Origin of the sequence: Aurantimonas sp. 22II-16-19i (assembly GCF_002088275.1) — a bacterium.
Lineage (GTDB): Bacteria > Pseudomonadota > Alphaproteobacteria > Rhizobiales > Rhizobiaceae > Jiella.
This window is the reverse complement of sequence record NZ_AQQS01000013.1, coordinates 106,012-126,839: the sequence shown is the minus strand read 5'-3', so window position 1 is coordinate 126,839 and position 20,828 is coordinate 106,012. Positions and strand designations below refer to the sequence as shown.

Annotated in this window: 22 protein-coding genes; 9 read left to right on the top strand and 13 right to left on the bottom strand. The window is 69.3% G+C overall.

The window, feature by feature from the left end; translation table 11 throughout:
* The 7 genes from ATO4_RS12650 to ATO4_RS12625 all read left to right on the top strand — a co-directional run bounded on the left by ATO4_RS12650 (nt 1) and on the right by ATO4_RS12625 (nt 5,668).
* Complete coding sequence (locus ATO4_RS12650; protein ID WP_083591878.1) at nt 1–912, top strand: DUF58 domain-containing protein; 912 nt, start codon at nt 1–3, stop codon at nt 910–912.
* 13 nt (nt 913–925) lie between these two features.
* Entirely contained in the window at nt 926–1,864 is a 939-nt protein-coding gene (locus ATO4_RS28390; RefSeq protein WP_176222967.1) for a nonribosomal peptide synthetase MxaA, read from the top strand.
* Nucleotides 1,861–2,895 (top strand): VWA domain-containing protein, encoded by a 1,035-nt coding sequence (locus tag ATO4_RS12645; RefSeq protein WP_348626464.1) that lies wholly within the window; start codon nt 1,861–1,863, stop codon nt 2,893–2,895. The genes ATO4_RS28390 and ATO4_RS12645 overlap by 4 nt, the downstream gene beginning before the upstream one ends.
* Complete coding sequence (locus ATO4_RS12640; protein ID WP_083591876.1) at nt 2,892–3,509, top strand: hypothetical protein; 618 nt, start codon at nt 2,892–2,894, stop codon at nt 3,507–3,509. The genes ATO4_RS12645 and ATO4_RS12640 overlap by 4 nt, the downstream gene beginning before the upstream one ends.
* Nucleotides 3,506–4,510 carry a vWA domain-containing protein gene (locus ATO4_RS12635; RefSeq protein WP_083591875.1) on the top strand — a complete coding sequence of 335 codons (1,005 nt, stop codon included), beginning with the start codon at nt 3,506–3,508 and terminating at the stop codon, nt 4,508–4,510. The genes ATO4_RS12640 and ATO4_RS12635 overlap by 4 nt, the downstream gene beginning before the upstream one ends.
* Complete coding sequence (locus ATO4_RS12630; protein ID WP_083591874.1) at nt 4,507–5,055, top strand: SRPBCC family protein; 549 nt, start codon at nt 4,507–4,509, stop codon at nt 5,053–5,055. The genes ATO4_RS12635 and ATO4_RS12630 overlap by 4 nt, the downstream gene beginning before the upstream one ends.
* A gap of 157 nt (nt 5,056–5,212) precedes the next feature.
* On the top strand, nt 5,213–5,668 hold the full coding sequence (locus tag ATO4_RS12625; protein WP_083591873.1) for a hypothetical protein: 456 nt from the start codon (nt 5,213–5,215) through the stop codon (nt 5,666–5,668).
* A gap of 162 nt (nt 5,669–5,830) precedes the next feature.
* Here ATO4_RS12625 and ATO4_RS12620 read toward each other — a convergent pair whose 3' ends face one another.
* The 9 genes from ATO4_RS12620 to ATO4_RS12580 all read right to left on the bottom strand — a co-directional run bounded on the left by ATO4_RS12620 (nt 5,831) and on the right by ATO4_RS12580 (nt 15,301).
* Nucleotides 5,831–7,549 (bottom strand): nitrilase-related carbon-nitrogen hydrolase, encoded by a 1,719-nt coding sequence (locus tag ATO4_RS12620; RefSeq protein ID WP_083591903.1) that lies wholly within the window; start codon nt 7,547–7,549, stop codon nt 5,831–5,833.
* 109 nt (nt 7,550–7,658) lie between these two features.
* Entirely contained in the window at nt 7,659–8,657 is a 999-nt protein-coding gene (locus tag ATO4_RS12615) for an acetamidase/formamidase family protein (RefSeq protein WP_083591872.1), read from the bottom strand.
* 59 nt (nt 8,658–8,716) lie between these two features.
* Complete coding sequence (locus ATO4_RS12610) at nt 8,717–9,439, bottom strand: ABC transporter ATP-binding protein (protein ID WP_083591871.1); 723 nt, start codon at nt 9,437–9,439, stop codon at nt 8,717–8,719.
* A complete protein-coding gene (locus ATO4_RS12605) occupies nt 9,432–10,148 on the bottom strand; it encodes an ABC transporter ATP-binding protein (RefSeq protein WP_083591870.1) in 717 nt (238 codons plus the stop codon). The genes ATO4_RS12610 and ATO4_RS12605 overlap by 8 nt, the downstream gene beginning before the upstream one ends.
* Nucleotides 10,148–11,218 (bottom strand): ABC transporter permease, encoded by a 1,071-nt coding sequence (locus tag ATO4_RS12600; RefSeq protein WP_245308725.1) that lies wholly within the window; start codon nt 11,216–11,218, stop codon nt 10,148–10,150. The genes ATO4_RS12605 and ATO4_RS12600 overlap by 1 nt, the downstream gene beginning before the upstream one ends.
* Nucleotides 11,219–11,225: 7 nt before the next feature.
* A complete protein-coding gene (locus tag ATO4_RS12595) occupies nt 11,226–12,098 on the bottom strand; it encodes a branched-chain amino acid ABC transporter permease (protein WP_083591869.1) in 873 nt (290 codons plus the stop codon).
* 129 nt (nt 12,099–12,227) lie between these two features.
* Nucleotides 12,228–13,400 (bottom strand): urea ABC transporter substrate-binding protein, encoded by a 1,173-nt coding sequence (locus ATO4_RS12590; protein WP_245308724.1) that lies wholly within the window; start codon nt 13,398–13,400, stop codon nt 12,228–12,230.
* Nucleotides 13,401–13,487: 87 nt separating this feature from the next.
* A complete protein-coding gene (locus ATO4_RS12585; protein WP_139802416.1) occupies nt 13,488–14,144 on the bottom strand; it encodes an ANTAR domain-containing protein in 657 nt (218 codons plus the stop codon).
* A complete protein-coding gene (locus tag ATO4_RS12580; RefSeq protein WP_083591867.1) occupies nt 14,144–15,301 on the bottom strand; it encodes a transporter substrate-binding domain-containing protein in 1,158 nt (385 codons plus the stop codon). Before ATO4_RS12580 ends, ATO4_RS12585 begins: the two co-directional genes overlap by 1 nt.
* Before the next feature lie 290 nt (nt 15,302–15,591).
* Here ATO4_RS12580 and ATO4_RS12575 point away from each other — a divergent pair, with 290 nt between their 5' ends.
* Nucleotides 15,592–16,353 (top strand): SDR family NAD(P)-dependent oxidoreductase, encoded by a 762-nt coding sequence (locus ATO4_RS12575; RefSeq protein ID WP_083591866.1) that lies wholly within the window; start codon nt 15,592–15,594, stop codon nt 16,351–16,353.
* A 230-nt stretch (nt 16,354–16,583) separates the two neighbouring features.
* The gene (locus tag ATO4_RS12570; RefSeq protein WP_083591865.1) at nt 16,584–17,351 is read left to right on the top strand and encodes a TIM barrel protein; all 768 of its coding nucleotides are present in this window, start codon (nt 16,584–16,586) and stop codon (nt 17,349–17,351) included.
* Nucleotides 17,352–17,429: 78 nt separating this feature from the next.
* Here the strand turns inward: ATO4_RS12570 and ATO4_RS12565 are convergent, their stop codons facing one another.
* From ATO4_RS12565 to ATO4_RS12550, 4 genes are all read right to left on the bottom strand, one after another.
* Complete coding sequence (locus ATO4_RS12565) at nt 17,430–18,848, bottom strand: L-serine ammonia-lyase (RefSeq protein WP_083591864.1); 1,419 nt, start codon at nt 18,846–18,848, stop codon at nt 17,430–17,432.
* A gap of 258 nt (nt 18,849–19,106) precedes the next feature.
* Nucleotides 19,107–19,532, bottom strand: coding sequence for a DUF6691 family protein (locus ATO4_RS12560; protein ID WP_083591863.1), 426 nt, complete (start codon nt 19,530–19,532; stop codon nt 19,107–19,109).
* An 11-nt stretch (nt 19,533–19,543) separates the two neighbouring features.
* Entirely contained in the window at nt 19,544–19,978 is a 435-nt protein-coding gene (locus tag ATO4_RS12555) for a YeeE/YedE family protein (protein WP_083591862.1), read from the bottom strand.
* A 32-nt stretch (nt 19,979–20,010) separates the two neighbouring features.
* Nucleotides 20,011–20,796, bottom strand: a complete 786-nt coding sequence (locus ATO4_RS12550) for a sulfite exporter TauE/SafE family protein (protein WP_083591901.1) — start codon at nt 20,794–20,796, stop codon at nt 20,011–20,013.
* Between the last annotated feature and the right edge of the window lie 32 nt (nt 20,797–20,828).

Sequence of the window (20,828 nt, the reverse complement as noted above, 5' to 3'; positions counted from 1 at the left end):
ATGGTCTCGCAAGGCCCCACGGAAACGCAGGCAGTCCCCGGCGATACCGAGATCGAGCGCTTCGCCGGTCTCGCCTATGCGATCCGCCACCGGATCGCCTCGCCGCGGCCCGGCAATCATGCCAGCCGCAGTCCGGGCTCCCTCGGGCGTTTCGCCGGCCTGCGCGCGATGAGCGACGATGCCGACCTGCGGCGCCTCGACCTTCGGGCGTCGCTCAGCGATCCCTTCGGCGTCCTCTGGATCCGGCAGCATGCCCAGGACGCCGCCGGCACCGTGACGCTGCTCGTCGACTGCTCGGGCTCGATGGGATTTCGCGGCAGCGTCTCGCGCCATGCCGTCGCCCTGTCGCTCGCTGCGGGCCTTGCCCGGGCGGTGCTGCGCGGCGGCGACCGGGTCGCGGTCGTGGCAGGCCGCGGAGACGAGGACCCGGCGCCGATCCTCCAGCCGACGCGGCGGGCCTCCGCCCCGGCCGAGATCGCCGCGGCCCTGGCCGAGCTGGCGCCATCGGGGAGGGGCTGCCGCGCGCTGATCGAGGCGGCGCGGGAACTGCCGACGAAGCCGGGCCTGGTCTTCCTGATCTCCGACTTCCAGTGGCCGCTCGAGGAAGCCGAAGCGCTTCTCGGCGTGCTCGCGCTTCACGATGTCCGCCCGGTCGTCCTCGGCGATCCGGCCGCCGACGAGCCCGATGGGCGCTTCGGGCTCGTCCATCTGCACGACCTCGAAACCGGCGCGCGCGCCATCGCCCTGATGCGCCAGTCGCTGGTCGCAACGTGGAGGCGTCGCGCCGAGGCCCATCGCGCCGAACTCGGCCGGCTGTTTTCCCGCACCGGATGCCTGCCGGTCTTCGTCGACGGCCAGATCGACGTCGACAGCCTCTTCGAGGGGCTGGTGTCCGGGGTCGGACGGGCATGAGAAGGGCGAAGCCATGAGCAGGGCGGGAGCATCTGCGGCGGCGATGGCGTTCGGCTTCGCGCTCTCCTTCATCCTCCCAGGCGGCCGCGCCGTCGCCGCGGACGGCGACATCGTCATCAGGGCCGATCCGCCGCGCGAGGTCGGCTGGTTCCTCGGCGACGTCCTCGTCTGGCGCGGCGAGATCACGGCGCCGGCGGGGCGGGTGCTCGATCCGGCGTCGCTGCCCAAGACCGGCCCGATCGACGCGTTCACCGAACTCTCGTCGGTGAGCCTCGAAAGCAAGGTCGTGGACGGGGGCGTCCGCCACGACCTGACGCTCGTCTATCAGAGCTTCTACGTCCCCTTGGAGCCCAAGGAGATCGCGATGCCCGGGGCGACGCTGGCATTCTGGTCCGGCGAGGCGCCCGGGGCGGGAAGCGAACTCCTCACCTTGCCCGCCTGGAAGGTCGTTCTGTCGCCGCTCCGCCCGATCATGGCGCGCTCCAGCGCCGCCGCCATGCGACCCGACGAGCCGCTCGCGGTGATCGACACGGTCGGCCGGCAATGGACCGTGGCGGCCGCCTGGACGGGGTTCCTCGTCCTGGCGCTGGGATTTGCCTGGTATCGCGGCATCGGCCCGTTCGGGCTGCGCCGGTCGCGGCCGCTGGCCGCCGCGTGGCGGGCCATGCGGGCGCGCCGCCCCGAGCCCGGCTACGGCGAGCGGCTTCTCGCCCTGCATCGCGGGCTCGACGCGGCATTCGGACGGCGGGTCGTCGCGGCGGATCTCGGCGAGTGCCTGGCGGCGCGGCCGCATTTTGCCGCCCTGCGCGGCGACCTCGAGGCCTTCTTTGCCGCCTCGCGGCGCTTCTTCTTCGACGGCGATGCGCGGCAGGCGGAAGCCAGCCTGCCGGGCAGGGCGCTGGTCCTCCTGGCACGGCGGCTCGCGGCCATCGAACGGGCGGGTGCGCCGTGATCGCGCTCGCCCTCGACAGCCCGCTCTGGCTCCTCGGCCTGCCTCTGGCGGCGCTGCCGTTCTTCGCGCCGTTGCTGGCGCCCGTCGGCCATCCGCATCGCGCCTTGGCGCCGCTCGATGGCGCGTCGCGGGCCGTCTCGATCCTGTTGCCGGTCCTTGCCGCCCTCGCCATCGCCCTGCTTCTCCTCGGCCTTGCCGGTCTCAACCGGACGGATCACCGGATCCTGAAGGAAGGGCGGGGCGCCCAGCTGATGCTGCTGATCGACCGCTCGTCCTCGATGGACAACAGCTTCGCCGGTCGCCGCCCGGACGGGGCGGAGGAATCCAAAGCGACGGCGGCGCGGCGCCTCCTGTCGGACTTCGTCGACCGGCGCCCGCACGACCGTCTCGGCGTCGCGATGTTCTCGACCTCGCCGATGCTCGCCGTGCCCCTGACCGACCACCGGCCGATCGTGAAGGCGGCCATCGCCACGATGGCAGAGCCCGGCCTTGCCCAGACCAATGTCGGCCGCGGCCTGGCCCTGGCGATCGGCGCGTTCGACGGCGCCAGCACCGCGGCCTCGCGCGCCGTCATCCTGGTCTCCGACGGGGCGGGGGTGATCAGCCGGGAGGTGCAGGCGGAGTTGCGCGATCTCGTCGGGCGCGAGCCGGTGAACCTCTACTGGCTGTTCCTGCGCACCGAGGGGGCGAAGGGCATCTTCGAGGTTCCGAAATCGGGGGAGCGCGATACCCCCCAGGCCCGACCGGAGCGGCATCTGCATCTGTTCCTGCAGAGCCTTGGCGTCCCCTATCGCGCCTTCGAGGCCGACAACCCCGAGGCCGTGGAAGCCGCCATCGGCGAGATCGACACGCTGGAAGCCCGGCCGATCCTCTATGAGGAGCGCGTTCCCCGGCGCGATCTCGGCCGCTTCGCCTATGCCGGCGCGGCCCTGGCGATCCTGCTGCTGGTGCTGGCCAAGCTCGGCGAGCGGGAACGGTTGGCCTCGGCCCGGATGCTGGCGCCGATGCGCCCGACGGGGCAGGGCCGATGAGGCCTGGGCGGATTGGAACGGGACGGATCGCGCGCGGCGCGGCAGCCGTCGCAGGATCACGGCGCGACGGGCTGGTCACCGGGGCCTTCGTCGCGGCCATGCTCGGGGTCGCGATCTTCGCCGTCGTCCAGTCGCTGGCGCTTCATCGGGCGCTCGGCGACAATGACGCCATCCGGGCCCTGGCGAGCGGGCAGTCGGTGCCGCTGCGCGAGGCAGCGCCCGGACCGCTCCTGCGCGCCGCCGCCGCCGAACGGCTCGCCCGCGGCAGGATCACGGAAGCGGAGGCTTTCGCGCCGAAATTCCGGTTGATCGACGGTCGCATCTCGGCAGCGGCCTTCCACGCCGACCTCGGCAATGCCCGCATGCGGGCCGCCTTCGACCTCATCGAGGCGAACGAGATCGACGATGCGACGGTGACCATCCGCCTCGCCCAGGAAGACTACCGCCGGGCGATGCGCCTCGTGCCGGAGGACTTCGACGTCAAGTTCAACTTCGATCTCGCCAGCCGTCTCGTCCGCGTCTTCCCGCGGCCGGCGATCGAGCCGGAGGAGGAGGGCAAGCGGCCCCGGGACGTCTGGACGGATCTGCCGGGCGTTCCGCGAGGCCTGCCATGATCGCCGGGGCGCTCCGCAAGCCCGGCTTCTGGCTCCTCCTCGCCGCCTTCTCATGCGCGCTTGCCGCGGCGCTCGGGCTTTCTGCGAGCGAGGAGCGCCGCTTGCGCCATCTCGTCGTCGTCATCGACCTGACGCGCAGCATGACGGCGCGGGACTATGGCGAGGGTGCGGATGCCGTCAGCCGCCTCGACGAAGCCAAGCGGGTGGTCACCGATCTCGCCCGGCGTCTGCCCTGCGGCTCGCGGCTCGGCCTCGGCCTGTTCACCGAGCGCCGGTCGTTTCCGCTGATCGAGCCGGTCGAGATCTGCGAGAACTTCTCGCCTTTCGCCGAGGCCGTCGCCGCGCTGGACTGGCGGATGGCGTGGGAGGGCGACAGCCGCGTCGTGCGCGGCCTCAACTCCGCCCAGGAACTGGTCGCCGGGCTCGGCGCCGATCTCGTCTTCATCACCGACGGCCACGAGGCGCCGCCCCTGCCGCTCGCCGGCCGACGGCGCGCCGACGATCCGGCAGCCAGCGCCGGCATCGTCGTCGGCGCGGGGGGCGCCAAGCTCGTGCCCATCCCGAAATACGACGAGACCGGCCGGGCGATCGGCTTCTACAGCCTGCCGGACATCGCCGCCGGCGCGCGGGTCAGCATCGTGACGCCCGGGAGCACCAGCGGGGACTACCACCCGCGCAACAATCCGGTCGGCAATCTCGCTGCCACCTCGAGCGAGCATCTGACCAGCGTGCGCGAGGACTATCTGCGCGAGATCGCGGCCGAGGCCGGTCTCGGCTACGCCCCGCTCGGCGACCTCGCCGCGATCGAGACCGCCCTCGACGGCCATACGAGCGCCGACGTCATGCCGGCGCCGCGCGATCTCTCGCCGCTCTTCGGCGCCGCCGCGCTGGCGCTTCTGGTCGCAGCCTTCGGCGCCGGCGGCCGGCCCTTCCGGCGCCCGGCCCCGACCGGCCGGCGGCCCCATCCATCCCATCCGAGACCTGGAGGTATCCGACGATGAAACCCTTCCGACGCACGCTCCTCTGCGGCCTTGCCGCCGCCTGCCTCGTCCCCTTCGTGGTGATTCCCGCCAGCGCTCACGGGCCGACCCCGCAGAAGACCGACGAGACCGTCGTGATCGACGCCCCCTTCGATGCCGTCTGGACGGTGGTCGAAGATTTCGGCTCGATCGCCAAATGGCATCCGGCGGTGCGCGCGGTGCGGCTCGGGGACGACGGCAAGACCCGCACGGTGACCCTCGAAGGCGGCGACATCGTCGAATCCCTCGACGCCGTCTCGAAGGAACGCGGCGTCGTCGCCTGGCGGATGGACGAGCCGAATCCGGATGCGCTTGCCGTCAGCTCGTTCAACGACAAGCTGAGGATCACCGCCACGGACGACACCCAAACCTCGGTGCAATGGATCGGCCGCTTCTATCGCGCCGATACCAGCAACTTCCCCGCCGAAGGCCAGACCGACGTGGCCGCCGTCGCCGCCATGGCGGACCATGTGACGACCGGGCTCGAGGGGCTCAAGCGCTATGTCGAGGGTAAAGGGGCGAAGTGAACGCAGGGCCTGCCGCCGGTCGCGGCCGGTGCCGGGGGCGGGATCGGCGCTTGCGCATGTGCCGGCCGATCCTGCCCGGCTCCCCGGGGGGCGCTGCGAGGTGGCGCGGCGACAGAATGCTCCGGGCCGAACCATTTCCAGAAGAGAGGAAGATCCCATGAATGCCGGACCAGTCCGGGCCGCGCTCGCCGCCCTGGCCCTCCTTGCAAGTGCCTCGGCGCCGTCGGCGCAACCGGCAGGCGGAACGCCGCCGGAGGACATCCAGGTCGAGGTGAGCCGGTCGCAGGCGGGCATCGCGCTGTCGACCGGGTCGATCACCGTGAAGAAGGGTGGCTACTACCGCCTGAACCTTGCCTGCGTTGCCGGCGAGGGCGGTGACCCCGCCTTCAGCTTCGACGCATCGATCCTGCTGCGGGACGCGCATCTTCGCATCCTGACCGTCGATGCGATCGAGGTCTATCTCCAGGGCCTGTCCTTCCGGGCGATCCAGTGCGAGGGGGCGGGCGCCGTGTCGTTCAGCTTCTATCCCATGCGGGCCGGCGACTATGCGGTGGCGGTCGTCGACCAGACCGATGCGGCGGCGCCCGCGGCGCTCCGGGTGACGGTGGAGTGAGGCCGCGCCCCGCGGTTCCCGGCTGAGCGGCAGGGGCGTTGCGGCGGATGCGTCGTCGCATGGAACGCGCCCACCGGCCGCGCCGAGGATCCGGATCACGTTCGCAAGGCCCGCGGCCTCATGCCGAGAACCAGCCCCGCGACCGGCTGGACGCTCCACCGGCTACACGACCAGCGGAACATAGTGCTGGGGCAGGCGCATGAGGACGAGATCCTTGCGCCTGAGCGCCGTGGTCGGATAGGCGCCGCCGTGGCTGCCGGTGTCGATCTCCGCCACCGCCAGATTGTGATTGCCGGTCACGACGGCCTCCTGGCGCGGGAACAGGAACGTGTCCGGCCCGAAGACGCCCGACAGGCCGCAATGCGCCTCGTCGCGCACATTGGCGAAGGCGAAGTGGCAGTTGTTCTCGCCGCCGCGCACCCGGAACTGGTGCCAGTGCAGCGGATCGGCGCCGGTCGGGATCGGCGCGGGCTGGGCGACGGCGGTGCCTTCGTGGGAAAGGTGGAAGCGCCCCTTCACCGCCGCCGGGCAGGCGATCACGTCGCAGCCCCGGATGGCAAGAACCCGGCCGGCCTCGGGGAAGTCGGCGTCGTGGCCGATAAGGAGGCCGAGCCGGGCGAAGGGGAGATCGAACACCGCCCAGTCGTCTCCCGCGCTCGCCCATGCGCGGTCCGCCTCCGAGAGATGGGTCTGCCGGTAGCTGCCGAGGGGGCCCTCGGGGCCGACCAGAATGGCGGCGTTGTAGAGCTGATCGCCATCCCTCTCGGCGAGGCCGGCGACGACGAACAGCCCGGCGTGCCTCGCGATGTCCGTCAGGCCCGCGACGGCCGGATCGTCGAGGGCAACGGCGCTCCCCGCGGGATCGGCGAGGCCCGTCAGGGCGCGTTCCGGCAGGACCAGGAGCTCTGCGCCATCGTCCGCGGCTGCCCTGGCAAGGGCGGCGATGGCGGCAAGGTTTTCGGAGACGTCGCCGGAGGGGCCGAATTCGCCGACGGCGATCTTCGCCTTCCGCCCCTTCGGCAGTGTCTGATGCCCATACAGCGAGAAGAAATCGCTCGGGTTCCAGGCGAAGGTGTTCGACATCAGCTCCTTGTAGAGCTTGGGCCGGCGCTGGCGCAGGACCTCCTCGCCGCGCATCGCGGCCTGCCGGGCGAGGGCGGGGTCGATCGTCGCCGTGGCAATGCCGTCGCCGCCGTCTACCACCGCCAGGATCTCGGCCTCCGGTCCGATGATGCAGCTGCCGCCGGAGAACTGGACGCCGCGTTCCAGGCCCCAGCGATTGCTCTCGATCAGGTAGCAGCCGTTCTCGAAGGCCCGGTTGATCCAGTAGGGCGCGGGCGTTCGCTCGGCGAGCCAGTTGGAGATGTGGCAGATGACGTCCGCTCCGCCGAGGGCTGCCAGCCGCGCCGTCTCGATGAAGTGGATGTCCATGCAGATGAGCATCGCGATCCGCCCGAGGGGCGTCTCGAAGACCTGATGGCCGAGATCGCCGCTCGCCGCCCATTTCGGTTCGGAGATGTAGGGATGGGTCTTGCGATGGGTGCCGACGACGCCGTCCGGGCCGATCAGCACCGCCGAATTGTAGTAGAGGTCGGTCGCAGGATCGACCTCCGGCATGCCGATGACGACGAAGACGTTCCGCCGCCTGGCGATCTCGGCGAAGCGCTCGGTGGTCGGGCCGGGGATGGGCTCGACGAAGGGTGCGACCTCCTTGCGGTCGTACCAGCAGTAGCCGGTCGTCCCCATTTCGGGCGTCACGATCAGCGCGGCGCCGGCGTCGGCGGCCTGTTCGACGAGCCGGGCGAGGGCGTCGAGGTTGCGGGTCTTGTCGCCCATCGCCGGTTCGAACTGGACGGCGGCGGCCTTGAACGGCGGGATCATCGCATGGCCTTTCAGGAAACGAGGCATGACTTGCCGGGCTCCCCGGCCGGCTGGTCGGGGAGGGTGACGTTCTTGCGTTGAAGGTCTGCGGCGCCGGGCTTCGGCGCCCTCAGGCGGCGATGCCGGAGATCGACTTCAGGATCGAGGCGCCGACGGTGTATTTCGGGTCCACCATGTTGCCGAGCCGGATGCGGCCGCACTGGGTGAGCAGCATGTAGGCGTCGATCTCGTCGAAGCCGAAATCCTTCGCCATCCAGCGGATCAGCTCGCGATAGGCGCCGCGGGCGGCATCCTCCATCGGCCGGGCCGAGCCGATGGTCATGTAGAACTTCTCGTTCTCCAGCCGCGGCGTCTTGATCGTCCAGCCCTTGATGAGATCGATGCGCAGGGTCGTCACCGTCGGATGCTCGATGGCGACGCCGCAGAGCTCGCCGTCGCCCTGCGCCGCGTGGCAGTCGCCGACATAGAGATAGGCGCCCTTGGTGTTCACCGGCAGGTAGATCACGGCGCCGGGCGCGACGTCCGGCAGGTCCATGTTGCCGCCATAGTAGTCAGGGACGAGCGAGGAGATCGCCTCGATCTCCGGTGCCGTGCCGATCGTGCCGATGAAGGGCTCGTAGGGCAGGGTGATCCGGTCGTTCCAGACGGTGCCCTTCTCCTCGGTGATCTCCAGCTTCTTGACCCGCTCGGGCAGGGGCGCGGTCAGCATCGCGGTGTCGCCGGTCGGCACGAGGCCGCCGAATTCCGGCATGATCACCGTGGTACCCCGGGGCTGCGGCCCGCGCGGCACAACGCTCTCGATATAGATCGCGAGGCAGTCGCCCTTCTCGGCGCCATTCACCCAGATCGGGCCGTTCTGCGGGTTGAGATAGGGGAAGTTGAGGATCTCGCTCGGCTTGTCGGTCTCGGACTTGATCGCCCCCTCGAAGGCGTCGTGGGTCTCGGCCGAGACGACGGCGCCGGGGTCGACGGTGAGCACCGGCTCGACGAAGGCGCCGTAGACATAGTGATACTGGCCCTGGCTCGCCTCGGTGATGGAATGGGTGGTGAGTGCCTTGCCCTTGGCGACGGCCTTGCGGGCCATGATGGAATCGTCGAACCAGCTCATGGGTCTTTCCTCTTCATGATGTTGCTTTCCTTCGCAGTCCTTCCAAGACCACGTGGCTGTCAGACGGCGAGATAGCGCCGAACCGTGTCGCGGTCCTCCAGCGCGTCCCGGCCGATCTCGGCGGTGACCGTGCCCTTGTCCATGACGTAGCAGCGCTCGGCCATCTGCCGGATCATGTCGAGATTCTGCTCGACGAAGACGACGGTGATGCCGGTGTCGCGGTTCAGCTCCACCATGATGCGGGCGATGTCCTGGACGATGTTCGGCTGGATCCCTTCGGAGGGCTCGTCGAGGAGGATCATCGCCGGGTCGCCCATCAGGACGCGGCCGATGGCGAGCTGCTGCTGCTGGCCGCCGGACAGGGTGCCGGCCCGCTGGTCGCGGCGCTCCTTCAGGATCGGGAAGTAGCCGTAGATCCGATCGATCCGCTGGCGGGCGTCGCCCTTCCCCGACCCGTCGATCGACTGGCCGACGAGGAGATTCTCGTAGACGCTCATGCGCGGGAAGACGTCGCGCCCCTGGGGCACGTAGCCGACGCCGAGGCGGGCGCGCTTGTGGGCGGCGAGGCCGTTGACCTCGGCGCCCTTGAACAGGATCGCGCCCTGTTGCGGCGGCAGGAGGCCGATCAGGCTCTTGATCAGCGTCGACTTGCCGACGCCGTTGCGCCCGATCACCGCGACGATCTCGCCCTCGCGGACGGAAAGGTCGACGCCCTGCAGCACCGGCTTGCCGCCATAGCCGGCCCAGAGCTTCATGGTCTCGAGGATGACTTCCTTACGCATGGACTTCACCCAGATAGATCGCGGCCACCCGCTCGTCGGCGACGATCTCGTCGATCGTGCCCTGCGCGAAGACCTTGCCGAAATGGAGGACCGTGACCTTCTGGGCGATCTGCCGCACGAAGGCCATGTCGTGCTCGACGGCGAGAACGCTCACCCCTTGAGCGTTCAGCGCCTGCACCATCTCGCCGGTGGCGTGGGTCTCGTCCGGCGTCATGCCGGCGGTCGGTTCGTCGAGGAGGAGGAGTTTCGGCTTCAGCGCGATCGCCATGCCGATCTCCAGCCATTGTTTCTGGCCGTGGCTGAGCGAGCCGGCGAGCTGGCCTTCGGCGTCCTTGAGTTTGAGAAACTCCAGAAGCCGGTCGATCTCCTCGTTCAGCGAGGCGCCTTCGAGGTGGTGCTGCAGGGCGATCTGCAGGTTCTGGCGCACCTTCAACGCCTGGAAGATGCCGGGCACCTGGAACTTGACCGAGATGCCGCGGCGGATCCGCTCGAAGGATTTCGTCTTGGTGATGTCCTTGCCGTCGTAGAAGATCTGCCCGCCCGACGGCGCGTGCTCGCCGAGGACGAGCCTGAAGAAGGTGCTCTTGCCGGCGCCGTTGGGGCCGATCAGGCAATGGATCTCGCCGGTCTCGACGACGAAGTCGACCGCGTCGGTGACATGCAGGCCGCCGAACCACTTGTCGAGCTTGCGGGTCTCGAGGATCGCCATCACGCGCTCTCCCTCTTCAGGCGCCGTCTGAGGCCCTTCGAAAACAGCGCGCCGGCGGTGATGAAGATGCCGCTCGGGGCGACGAGGATGGTGACGACCAGGAGAAAGCCCATGACGACGAGGGCATACTGGCTGCCGTAGATCGTCAGATACTGGAAGCCGCCAAGGACGAGCAGCGTGCCGAGCAGCGTCGTCGTCAGGTCGCTGCGCCCGCCGACCGCCACCCAGACGACGGGAAGCGCCGCCGCCGACATGCCCATGGAGGAGGGCGTGATGTAGTTGCCCCAGGCGGTGTAGAGCACGCCCGAGAGCCCTGCGAGCCCCGAGCCGATGACGAAGGCGCCGAGCTGGTAGCGGCGGATGTCGTAGCCGAGCATTTCGGCGCGCTGCGGGTTCTCGCGGATGGCGACGAGGACGTTGCCGAATCGCGAATTCACCAGGATGCGGAGCGCCAGGTAGACGACGACCAGCAACGCCAGCGTCACATAGTAGAGCGCGACGTCGGGAAAGAGGACGATGTCGCCGCCCGGCCAGGGAATGGTCAGGGACGGCATGCTGCCCATGCCGTTGAAGCCGTTGAGGCGGGCCGAGCCGATCGCCCATTCCGGGCCGGCGGTCTGGGACATGAAGCGTTCCAGCACCAGCGTCACCGACAGGGTGACGATGCCGAGGAACACCCCGCTGATCCGGCCGAAGAACAGGAAATAGCCGAGGATGCCGGCAAACAGCGCCGACAGGCCGACGGCCGCGATCAGGGACATGAACGTCAGGCCATAGGCGTCGCCGAGATTGATGGTGAGGACGCCATAGGCATAGCCGGCGACGCCGAAGAAGGCCGTCTGGCCGAAGGAGAGGGCGCCGCCATAGCCCCAGATCAGGCTGAGGCCGAGGGCCATGAAGGTCCAGTTGAAGAAGTAGACGTTGTTGCCGACGTCGTAGCCGTCCGCAAACAGCGGATAGAGGCAGGCGAGGGCGAGGATGACGGCGAAGCCGCCCCAGAAGCCCGGCCCCTTGCCGAGGGTCTGGGGGCCTTCGAGAAGCCGCAAGGCGGTGATCGGAGAGTTACGCAAAGACACGTCAGGCCCTTTCCCGCAGGATGAAGCCGGTCAGCCCCCGCGGCAGGATGCGGATGACGACGATGACGGCGACGAGGAGGCCGATCTGGCCGGCGAGCTGGCCCTGCCAGGAGGTGAGGCCCGCCTTGACCACCGCGAGGATCGCCGCGGCGGGTGCCGTGCCGAGGAAGATGTCGGCGCCGCCGACGACGACGGTGACGAAGGCCTCGACGACGAAGGCCGCGCCCATGGTCGGAACGAGGGTCATGGTCGGGGCGTAGAGCCCGCCGCAAAGACCCGCCAGCGCCGCGCCGAGGCCGAAGGTGAGGCTGTAGATCAGCGCGGTGTTGACGCCGAGGGCCTCGGCGATGTGCGGCACCTGGATCGTCGCCCGCGCCAGGATGCCGAAGCGCGTGCGGGTGAAGATCAGCCAGAGGACGGCGAGGGTGGCGACTGCCGCCAGCATCAGGACGAGACGGTAGACGGAATAGCCGTAGTCGCCGACCGTGAAACTCCCGAAGGGCGTGCCGGTGCTCGGCATGGTCGAGCCGAGGAGGATCAGCGTTCCCTGCGTCGCGATCATCGAGATGCCCCAGGTCACCACGATGGAATCGAGCGGGCGGGAATAGAGATGCCGGATGATCGTCCGCTCCAGGAGCATGCCGACGAGGCCGGCGACGAGGGCGCCGGCGAAGATGGCGAGCGGCAGCGGCAGGCCCATCTGCACGGCGCTGGTCGTGACATAGGCGCCGCAGAGGATGAACTCGCCATGGGCGAGGTTGATGATCCCCATCATGCCGAAGATCACCGCCAGTCCGCAGGCCGACAGGACGAGGAAGGCGAAGGCGTCGCCGGTCTGGTAGAGAAACGAGAAGAGGCCGGACAAGACGTCCATGAACGGTCCTTCGAAGAGAGGATCCTGGGGGAGGCCGGGCTGCGAGCCGCGAGCGGCGGCCGGCCGGTCAGCCGAGATGACGCCGGGGCGGAAGGGCGCGGGGGTGCGCCCTTCCGCAGGCTTGGGGGATCAGCCGCCCGACTTCATCGGATTGTCGGACGGGGTGTACTGGGCTTCCGGGTTTTCCTTGGTCAGGTCGCAGCCGACGTCGCCGAGCCAGTAGGGCTTGATGTCGTCCCAGACCTTCGGGAACGAGATCGAGTGGTCCTCGCCGACCTTGGCGAGATAGATCGTGTGCGACATGTGCTGGCTCTTCGGGTCGATGCAGACCCGGCCTTCCGGAGCGTCCATGCAGACGTCGCCCTCGGCGATCACCTTGCGGATGGCATCGTGATCGGTGGATTTCGCCCGCTCGACCATCTGCTTGTAAAGATAGACGGCGATGTAGGAGTTCTCGGCTTCCTGGTTGATGTAGGGCTCGTCCGGGAACTTCGCGCGCCACTTCTCGACGAACGCCTTGCTGGCCGGATTGTCGACTTCCTCGATCCAGTTGGTGGTGACATACATGTTGGCGAGCGAGGGCGGCTGGAAGCGCTTGTGCTCGTAGCCCTGGCCGACATTGACCGAGGAGGCCATCGGCAGGCCGACATTGGCCGAGGCGGCCTGCTCGTAATAGGAGGCCTGGGCCGTGCCGACGAGGAGGGTGACGAGGAAGTCCGGCTTGGCCTGCTGGATGTTCTGGATGGTCTGGGAGAACTGCGACACGCCGAGCGGGACGAACTCCTCGCCGGCCATGGTGCCGCCGTTCTCCTTGACGATGTCGCGGACCCACTCGGCCGAGATCTGGCCGAAATTGTAGTCGGCGGCGATCGTATAGACGTTCTTGCCGTACTTCTCCATCATGTAGGGGATCAGCGTCGAGAACTGCTGTTCCGGCACGGCGCCGGTGACGATCATGTTGGCGTCGCAGACGCCGCCTTCGTACTGGTTGTTGTAGAAGGCGAGGCCCTTGAACTGGTCGACGATCGGCCGGTAGGCCTCGCGCGACGCAGACGAGAAGCCGGCGAAGACGACGTCGACCTTGTCGCGCTGCAGGACGCGGCGCATGAATTCCTGGTAGCGGCGGTTGTCGGACTGGGTGTCGTAGGTGACGAGTTCCAGCGGCCGGCCGGCGATGCCGCCGGCGGCGTTGATCTCCTCGGCCGCCAGCTCGATGCCATGGACCTTGCCGATGGTGGCCACGGCGAAGTCGCCGGACTGGTCTTCGAGGACGCCCATCTTGATCGGGCCCTCCTGCGCCATCGCCGCAGTCGACAGGGCAAGAAGGGTCCCCAGCGCCGCGAGGACGCCCGTTGTTTGCTTGTGCATGTCTGTCTCCGTGTCGGGAAGTTATTCCGCGAGCCTGAGCCGCATGTCGGGCTCGGGATCGCTTTCGTTCCGCGTCGCACTTCGTTGGACGACGTACTGGCAGTACTGCTCGATGCTGACCCGCGCGTGCATGCTCTGGTTGCGCAGGTGGACGAAGGCGGCATCGTCGTCGCAGCTCCGTTCCTGCATGACCTTCAGCACCGCCTTGATGACGAAGCGGCGCTGGCGCCGACGCTGCTCGTGGTCGTCGAGGGCGCTGCTGAGTTCGGCCTTGCGGGCGTGCTCGTTGACCGCGAGGTAGAGCGCCGAATAGACCGAGCCGGCATGGATGGGCTTTGCCAGGAAGGCGGTGGCGCCGAGCTGCAGCAGGGTCTTCAGCCGGCTGGGCGCCTCGACGCCGACCAGCCCGACCACCGGCACGAAGGGCCCCGCGTCGCCGGATCCGCTGCGCGGCACGACCGGCATGCGGGGCAGGTCGCCGTCGACGAGAATGACGTCGAGGCCCGGATCGAGATCGGCGGGGGAGAGTTCGATCGGCCCCTCGGCGGTCGCCTTCTGGCAGATCGTCAGCCCCAGCCGCGACAGGATCGGCGACAGCGCCGCGCCGACGCGCGGATCGTCGCTGACCAGGATCGCCCGCCGCCGACTGAAGTTCTGGATGTATCGCGGCACGGCCATCAGATCACCCTCAGCTGCGGACGACGGGAGACGGTCTCGAGCGGCGGTGCGGCCCTGACGAGATAGGGATCGGGGCGCACCGGGCAGGCGGCCTCGACGAGGATGTCGAACTGGCAGTCCGGCCGCGAGCGGCCGATGCGCGGCGTCAGGTAGCTGTGCATCGTTTCCGCGTCGATGGTGACGCGGCCCTGGGGCGCCTCGACCGACTGGCCGCGCGTCGCGGCGAGAACGGCGCGGGCCTCGTCGGACCCCGCCTTCGCCAGCCCGAGGGCGAGGAACAGGACGGCGAGATAGGCTGATTCCGCCTCGGCGGAGACTGCCGGCCCATCCGGGAACATGGCGTTGTAGCGTTCGACGAAGGCCCGGTTCCTGGGCGTGTCGATCGAGGCGAAATAGACCGAGGAGCTGATGTGGCCGTCCACGGCCTCGCGGCCGATCTCGTGCAGCTCGGGTTCGGAGAGGTTGCAGCTCGCCACCGGAAACCGGGTCTTCTGGTCGATGCCGCGGGCGACGCAGGCCGCCCGGAACTGCCGGAAGAACGCATAGGAGGACTGGCCGATCAGCGCATTGAAGACGAAATCCGGACCGGTCTCGAAGATCGCGTCGATGATCGCCGAGAAATCGGTGTCGCCGACGGCGAGATAGCGCTCCGACAGGACCTTGCCGCCGCGCTGGGTCAGGTCCTCGCGCAGGACGCGGTTGCTCTCCCAGCCCCAGATGTAGTTCGACCCGACGCAGAAGGCGCGCCGGCCGTAATTCGAGACCAGATGGTCGACCATCGGTGCCATGTGGTGGTTCGGCGCCGTGCCGGTGTAGACGACGTTGGCCGAGCTTTCGAAGCCTTCGTAGTGGGTCGGGTACCAGAGGATCGCATCGCGCTTCTCGAACAGCGGGATCACGTCCTTGCGGCTCGACGAGGTGTAGCAGCCGACGACGTGGCGGATGCCCCGATCGAGCATCGCTTCGGCCTGCGGCGCATAGGCGACGAGCTGGCTCTGCGGATCGGCGATCACCGGATCGAGGACGACGCCGGAAGCCGCATCTTCGTTCACCGCCCGGCAGGCCATCAGGGCGCCGTGCAGCATTGTCCGACCGACCGTCCCGTAGGAGCCGGTCGTGGAGAACAGGATGCCGATGGGGTAGCGCGTCTTCGTCAACTGCGATCCTCAACGCAAAAAGCCCCGTCAGCACGAGGTGCTGTCAGGGCGACACTGCCGGGATATTTTGGAAACGTCATCGTGCGGCGCATTTTTGAGCAACGCTGCTCTGCGCATATCATTTAGGCTGCCGGGTTTCCACGAGCTTGTCAAGCGGCGGAATCCGGCCTGTTCGAACTTTTGCCGGACGGCTTGTCAGCCGTCGCGAATCCTGCCCCGATAGGCGCATGCGGGAGGCGCATCCCGCCCCCAAGCATCAACACCGGGCACTTTGACAGGAAGGGTATGACATGGACCTGAAGTTGCAGGGCAGGAAGGCCGTCGTGACCGGCGGCACCAAGGGCATCGGCCGCGCGATCGTGCGCATGCTGGCGGCCGAAGGCGCGTCGGTCGCGTTCTGCGCCCGCAGCGAGGACGCGGTTTCGGCCGAGGTCGCCGCGCTCACGGCAGACGGCGCGACGGCCTATGGCGAGGCGGTCGACGTGAGCGACAAGGCGGCGCTCGCGGGCTTCGTCGACAAGGCGGCAGAGGCCCTCGGCGGCATCGACATCGTCGTGGCGAATGTCAGCGCCCTTGCAGTCGGCGGCGACGAGGCGAGCTGGCGGGCCGGCTTCGAGACCGACATGATGGGAACCGTCCGCCTCGTCGACGCCGCGATGCCCTATCTGGAGAAGAGCGACGCCGGGTCGATCGTGACCATCTCCAGCGTCTCCGGCCGGGAGATCGATTTCGCCGCGGGCCCCTATGGCGCGTTCAAGGCGGCGATCATCCACTACACGCAGGGGTTGGCGTTCCGGCTGGCCGGACAGAACATCCGCGCCAACTCCGTCTCGCCGGGCAACACCTATTTCGACGGCGGCGTCTGGAACCAGATCGAGACGGGCAACCCCGGCCTCTTCGCCGATTCCCTCGCCCTCAATCCGACCGGCCGCATGGCGACGCCGGAGGAGATCGCCAATGGCGTGGTGTTCCTCGCCAGCCCGGCGGCGAGCTTCATCACCGGGACCAACCTCGTCATCGACGGCGCGCTGACCCGCGGGGTGCAGTTCTGAGGCGGCACCGAGCAGCCTCGTTGTCGCTGCTGACCCGTCCGGACGGTGGCCGAGGCGGGGGGCGATCGGCGGGGCGGCGACGGCAGCCGTCCCGGAAGCTGGAGACGGCGCGACTTGCGGCTGGATGGACGGGGCGTTACCCGCCCTATGGCCGCATCGGCCCGCAGCCGAATGGGCTCGGCTGCGGGCCGATGCGCGACCGCCTGACGGTGTGCGACGGAGAATGAGCGATGCTGCGCCTGTCCGCCAATCTCGGCTTCCTGTGGACCGAACTGCCGCTTGCGGACGCGATCCGCCGGGCAAAGGCGGCCGGCTTCGACGCCGTCGAGTGCCACTGGCCCTACGAGAGCGACCCGCTTGCCGTGCGGGCGGCGCTGGAGGAGACCGGCCTGCCGATGCTCGGCATCAACACGCGTCGCGGCCGGACGGGCATCGACAACGGCCTTGCCGCCGTCCCCGGCCGCGAGGCCGAGGCGAGGGCGGCGATCGACGAGGCCTTCGCCTATGGCGCGCGGATCGGGGCGGGCCGGGTGCATGTGATGGCGGGCAACGCCTTCGGCATCGACGGCGCCCGGGAGACCTTCGAGGCCAATCTCGCTTATGCCTGCGACATCGCGGCGCTGAACGCCATGGGCGTCCTCATCGAGCCGCTCAACCACCGCGACGCGCCCGGCTACTTCCTGGTCGACCTGGCGCTCGCCGCGGACATCGCCGGGCGCCTCGCCCGGCCGGAACTGTCGCTGATGTTCGACTGCTACCACCTGCAGATCACCGGCGGCGACCTTCTCGAACGCTTCCGGGCCCATCGCAGGATCGTCGGCCACGTCCAGATCGCGGCGGTGCCCTCGCGCGCCGAGCCCGATGGCGGCGAGGTCGCCTATGAGCGGCTGCTGCCGATGCTCGAGGCGGCGGGCTACGAGGGATACGTCGGCGCGGAATACCGGCCGGCCACGACGACCGAGGCGGGTCTCGGCTGGATGGCGCGGTTCGGCAGATGACGCGGGCTGGCGAGACCGTCGGCCGGGTGTCTCGGTCGAGGGCTGGCGACGACGCTCACCCGAGAGAGCGGCCCTGCGTCAGCACTCCGGCAGGTTGACCGCGATGCCGCCGGTCGAGGTTTCCTTGTACTTCACGTTCATGTCGCGCCCGGTCTCGAGCATCACCTTGATGCAGTTGTCGAGCGGCATGAAATGCTCCCCGTCGCCGCGCAGCGCCAGGGCCGCCGCCGAGACGGCCTTGATCGCGCCGAGGGCGTTGCGCTCGATGCACGGCACCTGCACCAGGCCGCCGGCCGGATCGCAGGTCATGCCGAGATGGTGCTCGAGGGCGATCTCGGCGGCGTTCTCGATCTGCGCATTGGTGCCGCCGAGGGCCGCGCAGAGCCCGGCAGCGGCCATCGCCGCGGCGCTGCCGACCTCGCCCTGGCAGCCGACCTCGGCGCCGGAGATCGAGGCGTTCGCCTTGATGATCCCGCCGATCGCCGCCGCCGTCAGCAGGAAGTCGCGCCGCAGCCGGTCGGAGCGGCCGCCGCAATGGTCCTGCCAGTAGCGCATGACGGCGGGCACCGTGCCGGCCGCGCCGTTGGTCGGAGCGGTGACGACCTTGCCGCCGGCTGCATTCTCCTCGTTCACCGCCATGGCGTAGAGGCTCAGCCACTCGTTGCCGATATGCGGCATCTGCTGGTTGGTGAAGCGCTCCGCCTCGAGCTTCTCGTGAAGGTCGCGCGCCCTGCGGCGCACCTTCAGCCCGCCGGGAAGGATGCCGGAACCGAGGAGCCCGCGGTCGATGCAGGCGTTCATCGCGTCGCAGATCTCGTCGATCCGGCTGTCGAGATCCTCGCCGTCAGCCCGCCGCGCCTCCTCGTTCGCCCGCTTCATCGCGGCGATGGTGAGGCCGCTCACCCGGCCCATGTCCAGCATGTCCTTCGACGAGGTGAAGGGGTACGGCACCCGGGCGGGTTCCTCCGCAAATCTCGCCCGGCCCGACCCGCCCTCGTTCTGGGCGACGCGCTCGGCCTCGCTCATCACGAAGCCGCCGCCGACAGAGTAATAGGTGGTGGTCAGGGTCGGATTGCCGCGCCTGTCGAAGGCGCGGAAGATCATGCCGTTGGGATGCAGCGGCAGGGCCGGCCCGTAGTCGAAGACCAGGTCCTTCTCGGGATCGAAGGCGAGCGGCGGAAGCCCCGGCAGGTCCAGCCGCCGCGTCTCCCGGAGCGTTGCCAGCATCGCCTCGGCCGTGTCGATGTCGACGGTCTCGGGCAGCTGATCCAGGAGGCCGAGCAGCACCGCCCGGTCGGTGGCGTGTCCCTTGCCGGTGAAGGCGAGCGAGCCGTGCAGCGAGACCCGGATCGAGGCGGGGTCGCCGCCGCCGGGGATCCGGTCGGCGCCGCTGCGAAGGTCGCCGAGAAAGCGCGCGGCGGCGACCATGGGACCCATCGTGTGCGACGAGGACGGTCCGATGCCGCGCTTGAAGATTTCGAAGACCGAGATGAACATGACCTAGCCCTGCCTGCAGATCGAGCGGTCGCAGACGCTGCCGCCCCGGCCCGGACCGGGCCTGCGAGCGTTCCTCCGCGAGCGTCGTACGAGTGCCCTTTCGAGGGAGCATACCACCGTGCCGCCGATCCCGTCGGCGGAATCGGGCGTGCCGCGCCCCCTCCATAGATGGGCCATCGCCGGCCGATGACGACCGGCCTGCGGGCGGCGCGGGCCGGACGGCCGCTTGCGCGCGAGGCCGGCAGGTCCCGGCTCTTCTCAGGCGAGGGCGGTCCGGCGCTGCTTCAGGATGGTGGCGACCGTCATGCCGACCAGCATGGCCGGTAGGAAGACCAGCGTGCCGGGGGCGGCGAGCGGCAGGGCGGTCCAGGCCGGCCCGGGGCAGAAGCCGCCGATGCCCCAGCCGATGCCGAAGGTCGCGGCGCCGAGGACGAGATCGCCGTCGATGTCGTGGCGGCCGGGGATCTGGAAGTCGGAGAGAAGATACGGCCGTTCGCGCCGCCAGACCAGCCGGTAGCCGATGAAGGTGGTGATCGCCGCGCCGCCCATGACGAAGCCGAGGCTCGGATCGAAGGTGCCGAAGACGTCGAGGAAGTTGAGAACCTTGGCCGGATCGGACATGCCGGCGATGAGGAGGCCGACGCCGAACAGGAGGCCGGAGAGGAAGCCGAGGAGGATGCGCATGGGAAAGGTCCTCAGATGATGTGACGCAGGACGAGGACGGTGACGAAGGCCGTCGCCATGAAGGTGAGGACGGCGACGAGCGAGCGCGGCGACAGCCGGGCGAGGCCGCACACCCCATGGCCGGAGGTGCAGCCCGAGCCCATCACGGTGCCGAAGCCGACGAGGAGACCGGCGATGGCCATGGCGAGAAGATCCGTCGGCACCGTCTGCCGGACCGGCGTTCCGGTGATCGCCAGGACGAGGAGCGGCGCGGCGATCAGCCCGGCGACAAAGGCGAGGCGCCAGTCCCAGTCGTCGCGGCGCATGGGCAGCGCCCCGGTGGTGATGCCGGAAATCCCGGCGATGCGGCCGAACAGCGCCATGACGAGGACGGCGGAGAGGCCGATGAGGACGCCGCCGAGGGTGGAGGCGAGGGGCGTGAAGGGGGTGACGGTCTCGAGGGGCATGGCAGATTCCCGAAGGTGATGCGGAGCGCCTGTCAGACGAAGGCGGCCGCGCTCTTGTAGAGCATATAGACGGCGACGACGAAGATCAGGCCGGCGAAGGCGACGTTGAGGGCGCCCTTTTTGCCGGACAGCCAGCGGGCGACGAGCGTGCCGAGCAGCCCGCCGACGATGCCGCCGGCGACGAAGACGACGGCGAGCGGCCAGTCGACGAGGCCGGAAAAGGCGTAGTTCAGCGCCGTCGTCAGGCCGAAGGCGGCGACGGCGACCAGCGACGAGCCGATGGCGTTGAGCATCGGCATGCCCGTCGAGGCGACGAGGCCCGGCACGATCAGGAACCCCCCGCCGATGCCGAAGAAGCCGGAGAAGATCCCCGTCAGCCCGCCGAAGCCGAGCACCTTCGGGGCGTTCTCGCGGTTGCATTCGGCGCCGGCATTGCCGAGCTGGCCGCGGTTGCGGAACATCAGGACGCCGACGACGAGCATCAGCAGCGCGAAGAGGAACAGGAGCTTCTGCCCGTCGATCGCCTTGCCGAGGGTCGAGCCGAGAAAGGCGCCGAGAATGCCGGCGACGCTGTAGAGGCCGGCGCAGCGCCATTTGACGTTGCCGAGCCGGGCATGGCCGACGAGATTGGTGCCGGCATTGGCGGCGACGGCGAGGGCGCTGGTGCCGATCGCCATGTGGGCGTTGGGCACGCCGACGAGATAGACCATCAGCGGCACGGCGAGGATCGAGCCGCCGCCGCCGAACAGGCCGAGCGTCAGCCCGACCAGCGAGCCGGAAAAGGCGCCGAGGAGATATTGCAGCGGCTCGAGGGTCATCGTCGGGTCCACCCGGGGAACGTCCGGGTCGT

Coding starts and splice junctions, on each gene's coding strand:
- ATO4_RS12620 (WP_083591903.1), bottom strand. CDS start 7,549: ATGATCCCGCCGTTCAAGGCCGCCGCCGTCCAGTTCGAACCGGCGATG.
- ATO4_RS12590 (WP_245308724.1), bottom strand. CDS start 13,400: ATGGCGCAGGAGGGCCCGATCAAGATGGGCGTCCTCGAAGACCAGTCC.
- ATO4_RS12640 (WP_083591876.1), top strand. CDS start 2,892: ATGAGGCCTGGGCGGATTGGAACGGGACGGATCGCGCGCGGCGCGGCA.
- ATO4_RS12635 (WP_083591875.1), top strand. CDS start 3,506: ATGATCGCCGGGGCGCTCCGCAAGCCCGGCTTCTGGCTCCTCCTCGCC.
- ATO4_RS28390 (WP_176222967.1), top strand. CDS start 926: ATGAGCAGGGCGGGAGCATCTGCGGCGGCGATGGCGTTCGGCTTCGCG.
- ATO4_RS12555 (WP_083591862.1), bottom strand. CDS start 19,978: ATGCCCCTCGAGACCGTCACCCCCTTCACGCCCCTCGCCTCCACCCTC.
- ATO4_RS12595 (WP_083591869.1), bottom strand. CDS start 12,098: ATGGACGTCTTGTCCGGCCTCTTCTCGTTTCTCTACCAGACCGGCGAC.
- ATO4_RS12615 (WP_083591872.1), bottom strand. CDS start 8,657: ATGAGCTGGTTCGACGATTCCATCATGGCCCGCAAGGCCGTCGCCAAG.
- ATO4_RS12650 (WP_083591878.1), top strand. CDS start 1: ATGGTCTCGCAAGGCCCCACGGAAACGCAGGCAGTCCCCGGCGATACC.
- ATO4_RS12610 (WP_083591871.1), bottom strand. CDS start 9,439: ATGCGTAAGGAAGTCATCCTCGAGACCATGAAGCTCTGGGCCGGCTAT.
- ATO4_RS12560 (WP_083591863.1), bottom strand. CDS start 19,532: ATGCGCATCCTCCTCGGCTTCCTCTCCGGCCTCCTGTTCGGCGTCGGC.
- ATO4_RS12575 (WP_083591866.1), top strand. CDS start 15,592: ATGGACCTGAAGTTGCAGGGCAGGAAGGCCGTCGTGACCGGCGGCACC.
- ATO4_RS12550 (WP_083591901.1), bottom strand. CDS start 20,796: ATGACCCTCGAGCCGCTGCAATATCTCCTCGGCGCCTTTTCCGGCTCG.
- ATO4_RS12570 (WP_083591865.1), top strand. CDS start 16,584: ATGCTGCGCCTGTCCGCCAATCTCGGCTTCCTGTGGACCGAACTGCCG.
- ATO4_RS12630 (WP_083591874.1), top strand. CDS start 4,507: ATGAAACCCTTCCGACGCACGCTCCTCTGCGGCCTTGCCGCCGCCTGC.
- ATO4_RS12585 (WP_139802416.1), bottom strand. CDS start 14,144: ATGGCCGTGCCGCGATACATCCAGAACTTCAGTCGGCGGCGGGCGATC.
- ATO4_RS12605 (WP_083591870.1), bottom strand. CDS start 10,148: ATGGCGATCCTCGAGACCCGCAAGCTCGACAAGTGGTTCGGCGGCCTG.
- ATO4_RS12625 (WP_083591873.1), top strand. CDS start 5,213: ATGAATGCCGGACCAGTCCGGGCCGCGCTCGCCGCCCTGGCCCTCCTT.
- ATO4_RS12565 (WP_083591864.1), bottom strand. CDS start 18,848: ATGTTCATCTCGGTCTTCGAAATCTTCAAGCGCGGCATCGGACCGTCC.